At 39.8% G+C, this 14,527-nt stretch carries 12 protein-coding genes; 10 read left to right on the top strand and 2 right to left on the bottom strand.

Translation table 11 applies throughout. From position 1 onward, the window contains the following. Positions 1-12: 12 nt before the first annotated feature. The 8 genes from CLW00_RS02900 to trmB all read left to right on the top strand — a co-directional run bounded on the left by CLW00_RS02900 (position 13) and on the right by trmB (position 9,579). Positions 13-3,000 carry a tetratricopeptide repeat protein gene (locus CLW00_RS02900; protein ID WP_106132110.1) on the top strand — a complete coding sequence of 996 codons (2,988 nt, stop codon included), beginning with the start codon at positions 13-15 and terminating at the stop codon, positions 2,998-3,000. Between the two features lie 11 nt (positions 3,001-3,011). Next, on the top strand, positions 3,012-4,727 hold the full coding sequence (locus CLW00_RS02895; protein WP_245917150.1) for a TonB-dependent receptor: 1,716 nt from the start codon (positions 3,012-3,014) through the stop codon (positions 4,725-4,727). Positions 4,728-4,815: 88 nt separating this feature from the next. Further along, a complete protein-coding gene (locus CLW00_RS02890) occupies positions 4,816-5,583 on the top strand; it encodes an SPOR domain-containing protein (RefSeq protein ID WP_106132108.1) in 768 nt (255 codons plus the stop codon). Between the two features lies 1 nt (position 5,584). Further along, positions 5,585-6,274 carry a MotA/TolQ/ExbB proton channel family protein gene (locus CLW00_RS02885; RefSeq protein ID WP_106132107.1) on the top strand — a complete coding sequence of 230 codons (690 nt, stop codon included), beginning with the start codon at positions 5,585-5,587 and terminating at the stop codon, positions 6,272-6,274. A 1-nt stretch (position 6,275) separates the two neighbouring features. Further along, positions 6,276-6,668: an ExbD/TolR family protein gene (locus CLW00_RS02880; protein ID WP_106132106.1), complete on the top strand. Its 393-nt coding sequence runs from the start codon at positions 6,276-6,278 to the stop codon at positions 6,666-6,668. Then, a complete protein-coding gene (locus CLW00_RS02875; protein ID WP_106132105.1) occupies positions 6,668-7,627 on the top strand; it encodes an energy transducer TonB in 960 nt (319 codons plus the stop codon). Before CLW00_RS02880 ends, CLW00_RS02875 begins: the two co-directional genes overlap by 1 nt. A gap of 1 nt (position 7,628) precedes the next feature. Then, positions 7,629-8,918, top strand: coding sequence for a bifunctional folylpolyglutamate synthase/dihydrofolate synthase (locus tag CLW00_RS02870; RefSeq protein WP_106132104.1), 1,290 nt, complete (start codon positions 7,629-7,631; stop codon positions 8,916-8,918). Between the two features lies 1 nt (position 8,919). After that, entirely contained in the window at positions 8,920-9,579 is a 660-nt protein-coding gene (gene trmB / locus CLW00_RS02865) for a tRNA (guanosine(46)-N7)-methyltransferase TrmB (protein ID WP_106132103.1), read from the top strand. 580 nt (positions 9,580-10,159) lie between these two features. Here the strand turns inward: trmB and CLW00_RS02860 are convergent. Then, complete coding sequence (locus CLW00_RS02860; protein WP_106132102.1) at positions 10,160-10,927, bottom strand: hypothetical protein; 768 nt, start codon at positions 10,925-10,927, stop codon at positions 10,160-10,162. A 103-nt stretch (positions 10,928-11,030) separates the two neighbouring features. Here CLW00_RS02860 and CLW00_RS02855 point away from each other — a divergent pair, with 103 nt between their 5' ends. Further along, positions 11,031-13,298: a S9 family peptidase gene (locus tag CLW00_RS02855; protein ID WP_106132101.1), complete on the top strand. Its 2,268-nt coding sequence runs from the start codon at positions 11,031-11,033 to the stop codon at positions 13,296-13,298. Positions 13,299-13,479: 181 nt separating this feature from the next. Here the strand turns inward: CLW00_RS02855 and CLW00_RS02850 are convergent, their stop codons facing one another. Continuing rightward, positions 13,480-13,974, bottom strand: a complete 495-nt coding sequence (locus CLW00_RS02850) for a GNAT family N-acetyltransferase (RefSeq protein ID WP_245917149.1) — start codon at positions 13,972-13,974, stop codon at positions 13,480-13,482. Positions 13,975-14,098: 124 nt separating this feature from the next. On the opposite strand from CLW00_RS02850, the gene arfB reads away from it, so the two are divergent. Continuing rightward, on the top strand, positions 14,099-14,515 hold the full coding sequence (gene arfB / locus CLW00_RS02845) for an alternative ribosome rescue aminoacyl-tRNA hydrolase ArfB (protein ID WP_106132100.1): 417 nt from the start codon (positions 14,099-14,101) through the stop codon (positions 14,513-14,515). The last annotated feature ends 12 nt before the right edge of the window (positions 14,516-14,527 follow it).

Here is a 14,527-nt window from a genome sequence, read left to right as displayed (position 1 = left end):
TTGTGCCAAACTATGAAAAAAAGCCTTGTTTTGCTCTTGATATTGGGCATGGGTCATGCGGCCTATTCACAATCAAGCTTGTACCAAACCAGTGAATTAAAGCAACTGGATGATCACTTCGAACTTTTTCAAAAACATCTCTTCAGCGCTTCTAAGTATGAATTTGAAGACCTGAAAACTTCCACTGATGAAAACGAAGTGAAAATTCTCAGTGATTTTTATTATGCCATATCTTCTATCAAAATAGACATTCCCGGGAGTTCTGATTTGGTGTATGCATTTATAAGGGATTACAGAAATCATCCCAAAACAAATGAGGCAGCTCATGTATTGGGTAATTTCTTTTTTGAAAACCGAAATTACAGAGAAGCCATTCCTGCTTTTGAACAGGTAAAAGTCGATAAGGTCTCTGATGTACAGCGATCAGAAGTGATTTTCAAAACTGGTTATGCCTATTTTCAGTTGGGGGATCTTCCACGCGCTTTATCATATTTCAATCAGATCAAAGGCAAGCCTGGAGAATATTCTGCGGATGCTTTTTATTACGCTGGTTTCATTGCCATGAATCAGGGTAATTATGAACAAGCTTCCCGTGACTTTGGTGCTGCTGATAAGTCTCAGTTTTATTCAACGAGAGTTCCATATATGCTAGCGGGTGTCTATTACCGCCAAGCTCAATATGATGAATTGATTTCTTATGCAGAGAATGTTCTTCAGAATAGGAAGAACCTTGATCGCAAAGAAGAAATCCATCTTTATTTGGCAGAGGCTTATTTTGAAAAAAGAAATTTCAATAAAGCGGCTGAAAATTATGATGCTTTTGTCAATGCACGAAAGGGTGATTTGAATAGGTCTCAGATTTACAAGGCTGGTATTTCGCAGTTCGAGATAGAGAATTTCCAAAGGGCTTCGGATTATTTCAAAGTATCTGCAGGTCAAAATGATGAAATCGGTCAGGTTTCTTCTTACTATTTAGGCCATGCCTATGTAAAGTTGAATAATCCTCAGTTTGCTTCTAACAGTTTTTCTGCTGCTTATAAAAGTGAAGCCAATTCAGAGATACGTGAAGATGCTTTGATCAATTTTGCCAAAGTAAACTTGGAAAGAGGGAGTTTTCAGGATGCTGTAGGAGCATTGGATACGTATTTGGATAGTTTCCCAAATGGCAAGCATGCCCGAGAAGCCGAGGCTTTACTGACCGATGCGTTGATCAACACAAACAATTACCTCAGGGCAATAGAACATATAGAAGGCATGCCCAACAAATCCCAACGCATCAGAGAGGCTTATCAGAAAATCACTTTCTACCAAGGGATAGTCTATTACAGAGACAATAGACACGATTTGGCAACCAATTATTTTGATAAGTCCATAGCAACTCCTGTCAACAAAGACCTCGTAGTACAGGCTTATTTCTGGAAAGGGGAGGCACTATCAGCAAAAGGGGATCTACCAACTGCCATCAGGGCCTATGAAGCAGTGCAGAATCAGAGGCCTAATCCAAATGATCCTTATTTAATCAAGTCATACTACGGTCTTGGGTACTCCTTTTTCAATACTGAACAGTATACAAAAGCTGAAACACAATTCAGGAATTATGTGGACCGCAAACAAGGAAGCACTGATCCGGAAAATTACGATGAAGCTTTAATCAGACTTGGAGATGTCTATTACGTGCAAAAGAAATTTTCTGAAGCGCAAAATATTTTTCAAAGAGCAATCAGAGAAAATAATGACTTTATAGATTATGCTTATTTCAGAAGTGGTGTGGTTTTTAATTTTCAAAATAGAAATGATGAAGCCATTCAGCAAATGAATAACCTGATCAACAATTATCCGAGCAGCCTTCATTTGGAAGATGCTATTTACCAAAAATCCCAAATCAACATGGAGGAAATGCGCTATGCTGATGCCAGAGACGGTTTTGGTAGATTGATTTCTTCGAAGCCAAATAGCCCTTTTATTCCTTTTGCATTAGAAGGCAGAGCGGTGGCGAATTTTTCTCTTCAAAATTACAGTGCTACTATTGATGACTATAAGCGGATTTTGGAAAATCATCCCAATTCATCCAATTCCGAAGCTGCTTTGGTTGGACTTCAAGAAGCATTGGCCATTGAGGGTAGGTCTGCCGAATTCTCCCAATACCTGACACGTTTCAGAGGAGCTAATCCTGACAACACAAGTTTACAGAACCTTGAATTTGAAGCTGCCAAAGCCTTGTATTTCGACAACAGCTGGCAGCCTGCCATTCAGGCTTTTGAAAGTTATTTGAGAAATTATCCTCAAGCTTCCAACAGGACTGAAGCCGTTTATTTTATTGCAGAGTCTCACTATAAGGCGGATAGAAAGGATTTGGCCTTGGAGAATTTCTACAGGATAGAAAGAGAAAAGGACTCTAACCAAAGGTTGAGGGCTGTACAAAGAATTGCGGCTATTGAAATGGAAAATAAGAATTATGGTAAAGCCTTGGCTTTTCTGAGAGAATCCTCAAAAAATGCCAGAAACCAAATCGAAGAATATGAGGCCAATAGAGGACTGATGGTGGCCCACTTTGAAACGGAAACCTTTGATTCTGCTGCCTTTTATTCGGATAAAGTAATTGCTTTAGGTAATGTAACTGTAGAAGCTGTGCCGGCAGCTATGCTTATCAAAGCGAAATCGCTACTTAAAAGAGGAAATACCAATCAGGCCGAGCTGGTATTTAAAGATTTGATTGATGAGTTTAAGACTGTCCATGGCGCCGAGGCATTATTCCTATTAGCGGAAATTCAAAACAAAGCCGGAGAATTCGAAAAATCCAATGAGACGATTTTTGACCTTTCAGGACCTTACTCGGGATATGGATATTGGTATGGAAGAACCTTTGTCCTCTTGGCTGAAAACTACATCAAACTCGATGAAGATTTTCAGGCAAAAGCAACCTTGGAATCCATTATTGCAAACTCAAATAATGAGGAAGTGATAAAATTGGCCAAAGAAAAGTTGAACAAAATCAATTAATCATTCCTATCATGAATATTTCCGACAAGTATATGAAAATCAAAGTATTGGTAGGTTTGGTCTTGATGGTCACTTCAATGCCTGTTCTAGCACAGCAGGCGGGTGAAGTTACAGACCAAGAATTTGTCATCCGAAAAGATAGGGTGTTGACCTTGCCCCAAAAACCAAGGAAGTTTGAAAGAACTCCCGTTTTACCTGTCCCTCAAAGTGATGGCAAATTCAACTATGTTGTCAATCCATATTTTCTTTCTTTAGCTCCTGAAGTGATTGAACCGGAAGCAGCCCAAAAGCAATGGCCTAGAAGAAGGCAAGACCTTTACCCGGGTTTTGCCCGATTGGGTTTTGGAAATTATAGTTCACCTTTGATTGAAGGCAGGTACAACAATTGGGAAGAGGGGGATTATAACTATGGCGTAAAAATCAAACATGAAGGCTTTTATACCGGTCCTGTTGACGGAAGGAATTCAGGAGAAAACTTTACAGATGTAGGATTAAATGGGAACCTTTACAGGGATTTTTTCCAAGTCTATGGTGGTGTAGATTATTACAGACACAAGTTTAATTTCTATGGATATGATTTTGAGAATCCCGATTTTGAAAATTATGTGCCTAATCAAAATATCCTCAATACCTTCAAAATCACTGCAGGTATACAGGACCTGGATAAGACAGAAGGTTTTAATTATGATGTCAATTTGGGAATTCGTGCCTTCAATGATAATTACGAAGCTGCAGAAACCGATATTGCGCTAAAAATAAAATCGGGCTATTGGTTTGACAATGCGATCAGTTCTGGTATTGACTTGGACTTGTCTCTCACGCAGCCAAAAGATGTTTTTTATTCAAACATCAACAGAAACTACTTAAAGGTCAATCCATTCGTTGGGTATCAAAATGAATATTTGAAAGTCAGGGCAGGAGCAAATATTGTCTATGAAAATGACGTGACCCAAAATAAAGAATCAGACTTTCAAGTATTCCCTCAGCTTCTTGGAGAATATATGATTCAGGATGAATTTGGAATATATGCAGGTTTTGAAGGCGATGTACAAAGACAGACCTACCAGGATTTTGTAATGGAAAATCCATTTTTGGGGCCGAGCATGGAGCTTTTGAATACCATTCAGAATTATGAAATAAAAGGTGGCGTAAAGGGGGTACTGAACAATGAGCTGACCTATGAGGCTGGAATAGGGTATGGAAGGTTTAGAAATATGCATTTCTTTGCCAATTCAGGAATGGATACCACAAGGTTCAATATTTTTTACGATGACGATACCAGGGTCTTGAATTACAATGCCAAAGTAAGCTGGAACTATGAAGGATGGTACAGGTTGATAGGCAAGGCGAATTACTATTTCTACAATACCTCTACTTTGGAAGCTGCCTTCCAAAGGCCGGAATGGGAACTTAGCCTGAACAATAACTTTATGTTGGACGAGAAGTGGTTACTTCAATTCAATGCCAATGTAATGGGAGGAATAGTAGGAGGCGTTTTTGATCCTATTGCGGCTACAGATGGAATTGCTAACCCAACTTTATTCCGAAGTGAAATGCTTCCTGTGATCATAGACCTGCAGCTAAAAGCCGACTATCAAATCAATGATCAATTTTCAGCATTTGCTATTGGAAATAACCTTCTCAATAGGACCAATCAGCGTTTCCTGAATTATCCGGTAAGGGGTATTCAGGGAATAGTTGGATTGACGTATAAGTTTGGCTATTAAATGCGAAAGCACTTAAAGCACTTATATATAAGGTTTGCCAATTGCTTCAAATATTTTAGCTTCGTAGGTTAATTGAAAATCCAGAACTATGTCAACAAAAGAACCTGATAAAAATAAAGCACCTGAAGATAAAGACTATGGTTTTCCTTTTGTAGAGGTGACGCCTTTGGCTGAGGCAAGCTCTAAAGAGAAAAAGAAACAAGGAGAAACTCATGAAAGTGAGTCTTCAGGTAAAGCTTTTGATGCAATAAAACCAACTGTTGGCAAAGGTTTGATCAGTCCTACAAATCCATCCCAAAAACGTCCTAAAAGGCAATCTCCTGTTTTATTTTCATTGGTATTGTTGATTGTAGTCGTTTTGGGTGTGATGGCATATTTCTTGTACTACTTGCCTACTACAGAGGATGCAGGTTTGCAGCAAAGAGTGGCTCAGGAAAACACTACCCCGGTGACAGAAGAACCTCCTTTGACAGAGGATGAAGGTGTTGATGAGGAAGAGGAAATTGCCAATGAAGAGGAAGAGCCCAATGAACCTGAAGACTTGGAAGAAACCCAAAGCCCAATGCCAGCTACAAGTGGTGGCAATACTCCAGCTACATTACAAGTAATACCTGCCTCAGGTGATAGACCTGTTTATCACATTATTGTAGGAAGTATGCCAAATGAAAGATTGGCAAGAACCGAGGCTGAAAAGTTACTCAAAAAAGGAAAAGACCTTTATTTATTAACACCAAAAGGTGAAACCAAAAACTACAGGATTTCCGTTGGAAGCTACAGCACCTTCAGGGCAGCTTCTGTAGCTTTGGAAGAAGCCAAACCCGAATTTGACGAATCAATCTGGATTTTGAAATACTAATATGACAATCACGCAAATCAGCACTGATGGCCAAATGATGGCCGACACCCTTTCGGTAATGGAAAAAGCTCCTGAGAGTATAGGACTTATGGACTTAATGATCAAAGGAGGATATATGATGATCCCTTTGTATATTTTGTTTGTCCTGGCGATTTTCATATTTATAGAGAAAGTAATCACTTTGAGAAAAGCTTCCAAATCTCCTAAAAACCTGATGGATCAGGTCAAGATTTTGGTACAGGCAGGCAAAATCGAACAAGCGAAGATGCTCTGCCAACAAGAAGATACCCCTGTAATCAACATGGTACAGAAGGGATTGGAAAGGATTGGTAGCCCTTTGAAAAATATCGAAGTATCTATAGAAAATGTCGGCAAGATCGAAATTTATAAACTGGAAAAAAATCTTGGCATTTTAGCAACAGTGGCCGGTGCAGCACCTATGATAGGCTTCTTGGGTACTGTTGCTGGTATGATTAGGGCATTTATCGGTGTGGCTCAGGAAGAAGGTATGGTAAGCCCCAAATTGCTTTCTACTGGTATCTATGAAGCTATGATTACCACTGCCACAGGATTGGTCGTGGGTATTATAGCTTATTTAGGTTACAATTACCTGGTCTCTCAGGTTTCTAAGCTCGTACACAGTATGGAATATTCTTCCATAGAATTTATCGACCTACTTCAGGACAAGTAATATGGCATTGCAATCCAAACATAAAGTAGATGCAGCATTCAGTATGTCTTCCATGACAGATATTATATTTCTGTTGTTGATATTCTTTATGCTTACCTCTTCATTCATCACACCTTCTGGTTTACCTGTCAATCTGCCTTCAAGTGAATCTTCGGATATCGTTATGCAGGAAATTACCGTTACAGTAACAAAGGACCTTAGGTTTTCTGTCAATGATAAGGTTGTAACAAGAGAACAGGTGAAAGCAGAACTTACAAACCTTCTGATGGATAAAAAAGGGCAGGTAGTCCTTCATATAGACAAAGAAGTACCGGTAGAACACTTGGTGGAGATCGGCGGAATTGCCGCAGGATTGGAAGCTAACGTGACCATCGCCACCAAACCATACAAATAATGCAAATTTGGGAATCAGATAGCCAAGAGGCAGAAAACAAAAAGAAAGCTGCCATTATCACCTTGATAGTAAATATCCTGGTGCTTTTGGCTATTTTCTTTATTGTAGTATGGAAGGAGCAAATTCCTCCATTACCTAAATATGGTATGGAATTGAATTTAGGTTTTTCGGATTTTGGCAGTGGTAATTTACAGACTACCGCACCTCCATCTGAAGCCCAAACACCAAACACCCAAGCTCCTGCTCCAGGTGAACAAGCGCCGAAACCAACAGAATCTGCGGTGCCTATCACACAACCAAAAACTGAGGCCGCCAAGCCACAGACTACACCGGCGAAACCTTCTGTAGAAGCACTTTCTAAGACTCCAAGCCCTGTGAGAGGTAGTGAACAACCCAAACCAGCGCCTAAGGAGCCTAGCCCTGTCAAAAAAGAAACTACACCAGTGACACAGCCTGCCACATCAGAAGCTGAAAAAACTACTACAAAAGCAGAGGAAAAACCAAAAATTGACCAAAGGGCAATCTTTGGCGGTGGTGGAACTTCAGGTACAGGCAATCAGCCTGCGCAAGGTTCAGCACAAGGATCTTCTGACCAAAAAGGCGATGAAGGTAAGCCACAGGGCACTGTTGACGGAAGAGCAATAATGGGTTCAGGATCAGGTGAAGGCAACCCCGGTCCGGCATCGGGGTATAACCTAGAGTTGGCAGGATGGGATTTTGCAGGTAGACCAAATATCAATGACAACGTTTCTACGAGGAATGGCATTATAGTTTTTAGGATTACGGTAGACAACAGCGGTAAGGTAGTACAGGCAGTACCATTGGAATACAATGTATCCAATGATGTATTGGCTTACTACAGAACAGTAGTCAACCAAATCAATTTCAGAAGACAGGGGACAGCTGCTACAGCTGATTACTCTCAAGGGAAAATCACTTTCAGAATCAAGGTTGATTAGAATGACATATAAGGAAACTTTGGACTATTTGTTCAATGCTTTGCCGATGTTCCAAAGGGTAGGAGCCACAGCCTTCAAAAAGGACCTCAGCAACACCATTCAGCTTTGTACCCATTTAGGCAATCCAGAGCGAAAATTTCAAGCTGTTCATGTTGCAGGCACAAATGGGAAAGGCAGCACTTCCCACGCTATTTGCGCAGTTTTGATGGAGGCCGGTTATAATGTTGGCCTGTATACTTCTCCTCACTTGAAATCATTTACTGAGCGCATTAAGGTCAATGGTCAGGAAATTTCTGAGGATGACGTGGTTAATTTTGTGTCTATCAATCAGGACTTCTTGGAAAAAGTCAAACCAAGTTTCTTTGAAATGACTGTTGGTATGGCCTTTTGGTATTTTGCCAAAAAGGGTGTCGATATTGCAGTTGTAGAAGTAGGCATGGGAGGTAGGTTTGACAGTACCAATGTCATACATCCCAAGTTATGTGTGATCACAAATATTGGCTGGGATCATATGCAGTTTTTGGGAAATACTTTAACCCAAATTGCTGGAGAAAAAGGAGGTATTATCAAACAGGGAGTTCCTGTTGTCATCAGCCAAAAGCAAGATGAAATCAAAGAAGTTTTTATCAATTTAGCCAAAGAAAAAAGTGCTCCGATATTTTTTGCTGAAGAGGAGTATGAAGTAAAACCATCCACAAATTTTAGTACGGATCTCAGGAATTATACCATAAGAAAAGGAGCTTTTTCCTATTCCGTATCTATGGATCTTTTAGGAGTTTATCAAGGCAGAAATCTCCCTGGAATATTAAAAAGCTGTGAAGTCCTTAGAACGTTGGGATACAATATCAAAGATAGTCATATCAAAAGTGGATTGATGCAGATTGGAAGGCTTACAGGTCTAAAGGGTAGATGGCAAGTACTCGCCCAATCTCCATTGGTCGTATGTGATACGGGCCATAATGAGGATGGGATTCAACTGTTGATGGATCAAATCAACAACACCTCTCATGAAAAGTTGATTATGGTGCTGGGCATGGTCAATGACAAGGATGTAAGTAAAGTCATGTCGCTTTTACCCAAAACAGCCTATTATTTCTTCTGCCAGGCCAATATTCCTCGGGCGCTGGAAGCGGCAACTTTAGCGGAGAAGGCTTTTGAAATGGGCTTGAAGGGTGAAATTGAAAAAGATGTAAACGTGGCTATAGAAAAGGCTAAGAAAAAAGCTGGCCCAAAGGATATGATTTTCATTGGAGGGAGTACCTTTGTGGTCGCTGAAATCAAGGATTTATAATATGAGCAGAAAAAAACTGCAAAGGTTTAAGGAAAACGAGGAAAATAGAAACGTTGTCCAAGAAGGAAAAGAGATTTTTGAAAAGATAAAAGGTAACTGGAAAACTCTTCAATTTGAAAATGAAAAACCCATCACGGTAGAGTTGGCTTGTGGTAGGGGTGAATTTACAGTCGGATTGGCCAGGCAATATCCTGAAAGAAATTTTATTGGAGTTGATATCAAAGGCTCAAGGATTTGGAAAGGAAGTACCATAGCCATTGCAGAAGGAATGGAAAATGTAGCCTTCCTTAGAACGCAAATTCAGATGCTGGAGAAGTTTTTTGCTGAGGGAGAAATTGCTGAGCTATGGATTACATTTCCAGATCCATTTCCCAGGGATGGAGATGAAAAAAGGAGGCTTACGTCGCCAAGATTTCTGGATATGTACAAACCAATGATCCAAAAGGATGGAACTGTGCATTTCAAAACCGATAATACCGGGTTGTTCGATTATACTTTGGAATTGCTACAAAGCCGAGAAGATGTGAACCTGACATTTCATACACATGATTTTTACACTTCAGAATTGAAAGACGAGCACCACGGAATCAAGACCAGATACGAAAAGATATTCAGTGACAAGGGTGAGAAAATTAAATACCTCAAGTTCAGGTTTGTTTGACAAAAATATATGTTGATTTCGGTTAGTGGCGACACTAACCGAGGCCGGGTTTGATTTTTAGATTTTTGTCGCTGTTTATGTCTTTCCTTGCCGCCGTTCGTGTCTCCACGAATGGCTTCTTGAAGTGTATCAGGGTAACGGTAAAATAGGTTAGTGGCGACACTAACCGAGGCCAAGCGGAGCTTATCTGTGTTTATCTTTTTCATCTGTGGTTCTAATATATAACCACTGACCCCGATAGCTATCTGGGCAGATAAAAACAATGATAAAGAATTTCATCCGCGGAAATCAGCGAGTTCTGTGGGAGATAAATTTGGTATTTTGTTGCGGGTATAACTTTTAAATTTCGGTTAGTGGAGACACTAACCGAGGCCAAAAAATCCGAAGCATTTCTAAACTGTAACTTAGAGCATCCTTTGTGTCCTTGAGCCTTTGTGGCCAATTACCGTGCTGCCGTTCGTGTCTCCACGAATGGCTTATCCGTGTAGATCTTTTTCATCTTTGGAAAAAATTTAATTAGCCACAACCCCGATAAAAATATCGGAGCAGATAGAAACGCAGATAATTTAGGCCATTCTTTCTACTCATCAAACCCCGGCCTGACAAAAGACTGAAAGTGTGGAAATTCTGATTCAAGTTCTTTTTTTGCTTTTTGTAGCAATGCCAATATGCTCAGAATTTCTTCCATTTCTTTATTTGAGATGTCAAAAAGCTTTTCCCATGCTGCAATACTCCGCTCAATGGTTAAATTGGCTACTTTGGCGGTTCCATTATAATGTCTTTCCTCTTCGGGAAAAATTTCTAGATCGTCAGAAATCCGGCTTTGCATAGCACTTTTTGACTTGACGTGCACCATAAACATAAACCACTGAATGACATCACATGCTTCCTCGATTTCAGCTAATTTGAACTTGGCACCATCTTCTGTCAAAATTCCAAGCTCTGTTTGTTGAATAAGCTCATCTGTCAGCCTTGGGAGGAGGTCACCATTAATCAGCTGACGGGCTTCTGAGGTATATTGACTTGTAAGTTTGACCAATTCCGAATCTGTGACGAGCTTATCCTTTTCTTTCCAAGAGGCAAAATTGGCTTCTACTTCATCTTGATCTTCTTCAGGATCAATGCCCATTTCTTCAGCCAATTCCCCTAAGGCTTCCAAACTTTCGGCAAGAGAATCTTTGAACATCTCCATCAAGGCCTCTGGAGAATCGGGGTCTTCATAGTCATCTTTTCTTTCTTGTTCCTTGGCAAATAGGGTGCACCTGTCAGTGAAAATACACCTTTCACACCATCTGTCGCACCAATTGAAAATTCCGATAATGGGGTCATGAGGTTTTTGAGTATCCATTGGTCAAAAAGTTAGAAAATTAAAATTCCGTTTGTCAAAGTAAGTTAACAAGTATAGTAGAAATTCTTCATATTTAAAATGCTATTGACTATACATTATCCTTATGAAAGCTCTGATAACGCTCTTTTTTATTGTAATATCTTTTTCTTCAAGTTTTGCTCAGTTCCCCAAGGAAAGGTACGAGCAGGCCGCATACTACCTTACCAATAACCTAGAGAAAGAGATTTATCACTTGGAAGTAAGTCCAAACTGGATCAAAGGAGGTACTCTTTTCTGGCATGTTAGCCAGACAGAAAATGGAAAACGCTATTTTCTAAGTGATACCAAAAGACAGACAACACAAGAGTTTTTTGATCATCAAAAGCTTGCAGCACTATTGACAAAACAATCAGGGGAAAATGTTTCTTCAGCAAAACTGCCTTTAGACAAAATGAAGGTAAAAGATAATGATTTGATTGAGTTTGAATGGAGAAATATGTCGTGGAAGTATCATATTGCCAAGAACGAGTTGACATTTATCCCCAAAGACAATATAGAATCTGTACCGGGTGTTTCCCCTGATGGTCAATGGCGCGCATTTACCAAAGAACACAACCTTTATGTGGAAAATTTGATTTCAGGGGATGTCAATCAGTTGAGTTTTGCAGGAAAAAAAGATTTTGAATATGCATCATCCTTTGGATGGAGTGACCTGATCAAAGGGGAAGGAGGAGTGAGGCCTGAAATGTTATATGTTTCATGGTCACCTGATTCAAAAAAGATCCTGACCAATGTGATCGACTTGCGGATTGCTGAAAAAATGTATTTGCTGGACTTTAGTCAGGATGATAAATTCAGACCCGACCTTTATGCATACTACAGAGGGTCTCCTGGGGATACCACAGTAGTGCAGGTTATACCTGTACTTTTTGATGTAGAGCATAAAAAGGAAGTTCTTTTAACATCTTTGAAGAGACCACATTTCATGTCCATGAATCTAAGTTGGCAAAAGGATAGTAAGTCACTTAGAGGAATGTATTTTGAAAGGGGATTTAAAAAAGTACACTTTTTAGAAGTTGGGTTGGATGGGACTTTCAAGGATTTGTTCAGCGATGAAGAGGATACATTTGTTAACAGGGACATGTTGTTTTATCAATTCCAAAATGGTGATTTTATCGTTTCCTCTGAAAAATCAGGATGGAATCACCTCTATCATTACGATAAAAACGGCAGGTTGATCAGGCAATTGACAAATGGGGATTTTGTGGTCAGTAAAATTGCTGGAGTACAAGAAGAAAACCAGTTATTGTTTTTTGAAGCTTCTGGGAAAGAAAATAGTCGAAACCCTTATTTCAATCACCTATATAAAGTGAAGTTGGACGGCACAGGGTTGGCTTTATTGACTCAGGAGGATGCTTACCATGAAATCTCTTTAGCTCCTGACTTTTCTGTATTCGTAGACAACTATTCCAAGCCGAATATGTCAACCATTTCCGTATTGAGGTCTACAAAAGATGGGGAAATCCTCCAAGAAATATCCAAAGCGGATATATCAAATTTGAAGAAAAGAAATTACAAGTTTCCAGATCCTTTTACTGCGATTGCCAAAGATGGCAAGACAGAGATTCATGGCTTGTATTTTATTCCATCCGACTTTGATCCAAATCAAAAATATCCTGTAATTGATTACACCTACACTGGGCCACATACAGCCACTACGCCTAAAACTTTCAAGTCATCCATACTTAATCACCCACAACAAATGGCTGAATTGGGCTTTGTCGTAGTGATGGTAGATGGCCTTGGCACAGCGGGGAGAGGGAAGGTTTTTCATAATCATTCCTACAGGAACTTGGGAGATGGCACCACAGATCATGTATTGGCTATTAAGCAGCTAGCTGAAAAGGTCAATTTTATCGATATCAATAAAGTTGGGATTTACGGTCATTCTGCGGGTGGATACGATGCAGCCAGGGCAATGTTGCTTCATCCTGAGTTTTATAAAGTAGCGGTGAGTTCAGCCGGTGACCACGACCATAGGATGGAGAAAGCTTGGTGGCCAGAGATGTTTATGGGCTATCCTGTAGAGGACTTCTATCACGAGCAATCCAATGTGACCAATGCACATAAGCTTCAGGGGAAATTGTTGATAGCTCATGGTGCTATGGACGAAAATGTCAATCCATCGGCTTCCTATAAGTTTGCAGAAGCCCTCATCAAAGCGGGAAAAGACTTTGACTTCTTTATCTGGCCAAGTAGAAACCACAACTTTGGCAGGGCATATGGAGATTACTTTACCAAAAAGCGGTGGGATTACTTCATTGAGCACTTAATGGAGGAGGAGCCGCTTAGGAACTACCAGCCCGAGGCACTATCAAAGACAAATTTGTAGGGACCGTCACCCTGATCACGATAGCTAAAGGGGAGAAGAATCTCCTGTTTTTTGGAGATGCCCCGCAATGCTCCGAGAAAGGCTTTCAACTTCGCAAGCCTGCCTATACGAGGTAGGCTCCGTTCAGCATGACGCGGACCATACTGTCATTCTCTTTCTGTAAATGCTAAATTTTAAAATCTTAGATAGCCATTTCCATCACGATATCATCCATCACAAAACCATTTCCTATATCGATTACTTCACGATAGGCTTCGTAGAAACCGATTTTTAGGTAAAATGAAATGGCTTTGTGGTTATGTCGGTTGACATTTAGATAAATGTGGCTTTGCCCGTTCTGCTTTGCGATTGACCTGACTTCTTCTATCAACATCTTGCCATAACCTTTGCCCTGTGTTTCCTGCAAGAGGTAGATTTTGTGAATCTTGGTTTTAACTTCCTTTGTATCCAGTTGATAAGAGCAATAGCCTATGGGCTTATGATTTTCTTCACCCAGTAAAAATACATGATTTTTCTCTTCCACTTGATTTTTAAGCGATTCCAGACTGTACATCCAGTCCAACATAAAATCGACCTGTGTGGGTGTCAGGACATCAGAGAAAGTCTTTGGCCATACATCAAGAGCGACGTCTCTTACTAATGGCAGTTCTTCAGTGCTTATTTTTCTTATTTTCATGATTGCCATGATTTTGCCCGAATCTAAGTAATTCCTCTCATTTTGCTCAATACTTTTTGATATTGGTAATTGGGAGGGATTTATATAGCTTAGTTGTTATAAATATCATTCCGATAAAAACCAAATGAATATAAGAGAGAAAATAGCGAAAAGAGTATTTGATTCAGAATTGGACTTTCAGGCCAGTCGAAGTTCTGGACCAGGTGGTCAAAATGTCAATAAAGTCAATTCCAAAATCACCTTGAGGTTTTCTGTGAGCAATTCTCAATTCTTATCAATTGAAGAAAAAGAGATCATAGGCGAAAAATTGTCAAATAAAATCACCAATGAAGGTGATATTGTGATTCAAGTGGAGGAGAAGCGTTCGCAACACCAAAACAAAGAAATCGCTCTTCAAAAGTTTTATGATTTAATCAAAAAGGCATTTAAACAGAAAAAAACACGAAAGGCTACGCGTCCTGGTAAAGCAGCCATTGAAAAAAGGCTCAAATCAAAAAAGATTCATGCCGAAAAGAAAAAAAACCGAAATGTAGATTGGTAGCTTGTTTTATTG

Origin of the sequence: Mongoliibacter ruber, from assembly GCF_003003005.1 — a bacterium.
GTDB classification, from domain to species: Bacteria; Bacteroidota; Bacteroidia; order Cytophagales; family Cyclobacteriaceae; genus Mongoliibacter; species Mongoliibacter ruber.
Note: the sequence above shows the minus strand (reverse complement) of the source record. Positions and strands in the feature narration are given on the sequence as shown.

Coding starts and splice junctions, on each gene's coding strand:
- CLW00_RS02900 (WP_106132110.1), top strand. CDS start 13: ATGAAAAAAAGCCTTGTTTTGCTCTTGATATTGGGCATGGGTCATGCG.
- CLW00_RS02895 (WP_245917150.1), top strand. CDS start 3,012: ATGAATATTTCCGACAAGTATATGAAAATCAAAGTATTGGTAGGTTTG.
- CLW00_RS02890 (WP_106132108.1), top strand. CDS start 4,816: ATGTCAACAAAAGAACCTGATAAAAATAAAGCACCTGAAGATAAAGAC.
- CLW00_RS02885 (WP_106132107.1), top strand. CDS start 5,585: ATGACAATCACGCAAATCAGCACTGATGGCCAAATGATGGCCGACACC.
- CLW00_RS02880 (WP_106132106.1), top strand. CDS start 6,276: ATGGCATTGCAATCCAAACATAAAGTAGATGCAGCATTCAGTATGTCT.
- CLW00_RS02875 (WP_106132105.1), top strand. CDS start 6,668: ATGCAAATTTGGGAATCAGATAGCCAAGAGGCAGAAAACAAAAAGAAA.
- CLW00_RS02870 (WP_106132104.1), top strand. CDS start 7,629: ATGACATATAAGGAAACTTTGGACTATTTGTTCAATGCTTTGCCGATG.
- trmB (WP_106132103.1), top strand. CDS start 8,920: ATGAGCAGAAAAAAACTGCAAAGGTTTAAGGAAAACGAGGAAAATAGA.
- CLW00_RS02860 (WP_106132102.1), bottom strand. CDS start 10,927: ATGGATACTCAAAAACCTCATGACCCCATTATCGGAATTTTCAATTGG.
- CLW00_RS02855 (WP_106132101.1), top strand. CDS start 11,031: ATGAAAGCTCTGATAACGCTCTTTTTTATTGTAATATCTTTTTCTTCA.
- CLW00_RS02850 (WP_245917149.1), bottom strand. CDS start 13,974: ATGAAAATAAGAAAAATAAGCACTGAAGAACTGCCATTAGTAAGAGAC.
- arfB (WP_106132100.1), top strand. CDS start 14,099: ATGAATATAAGAGAGAAAATAGCGAAAAGAGTATTTGATTCAGAATTG.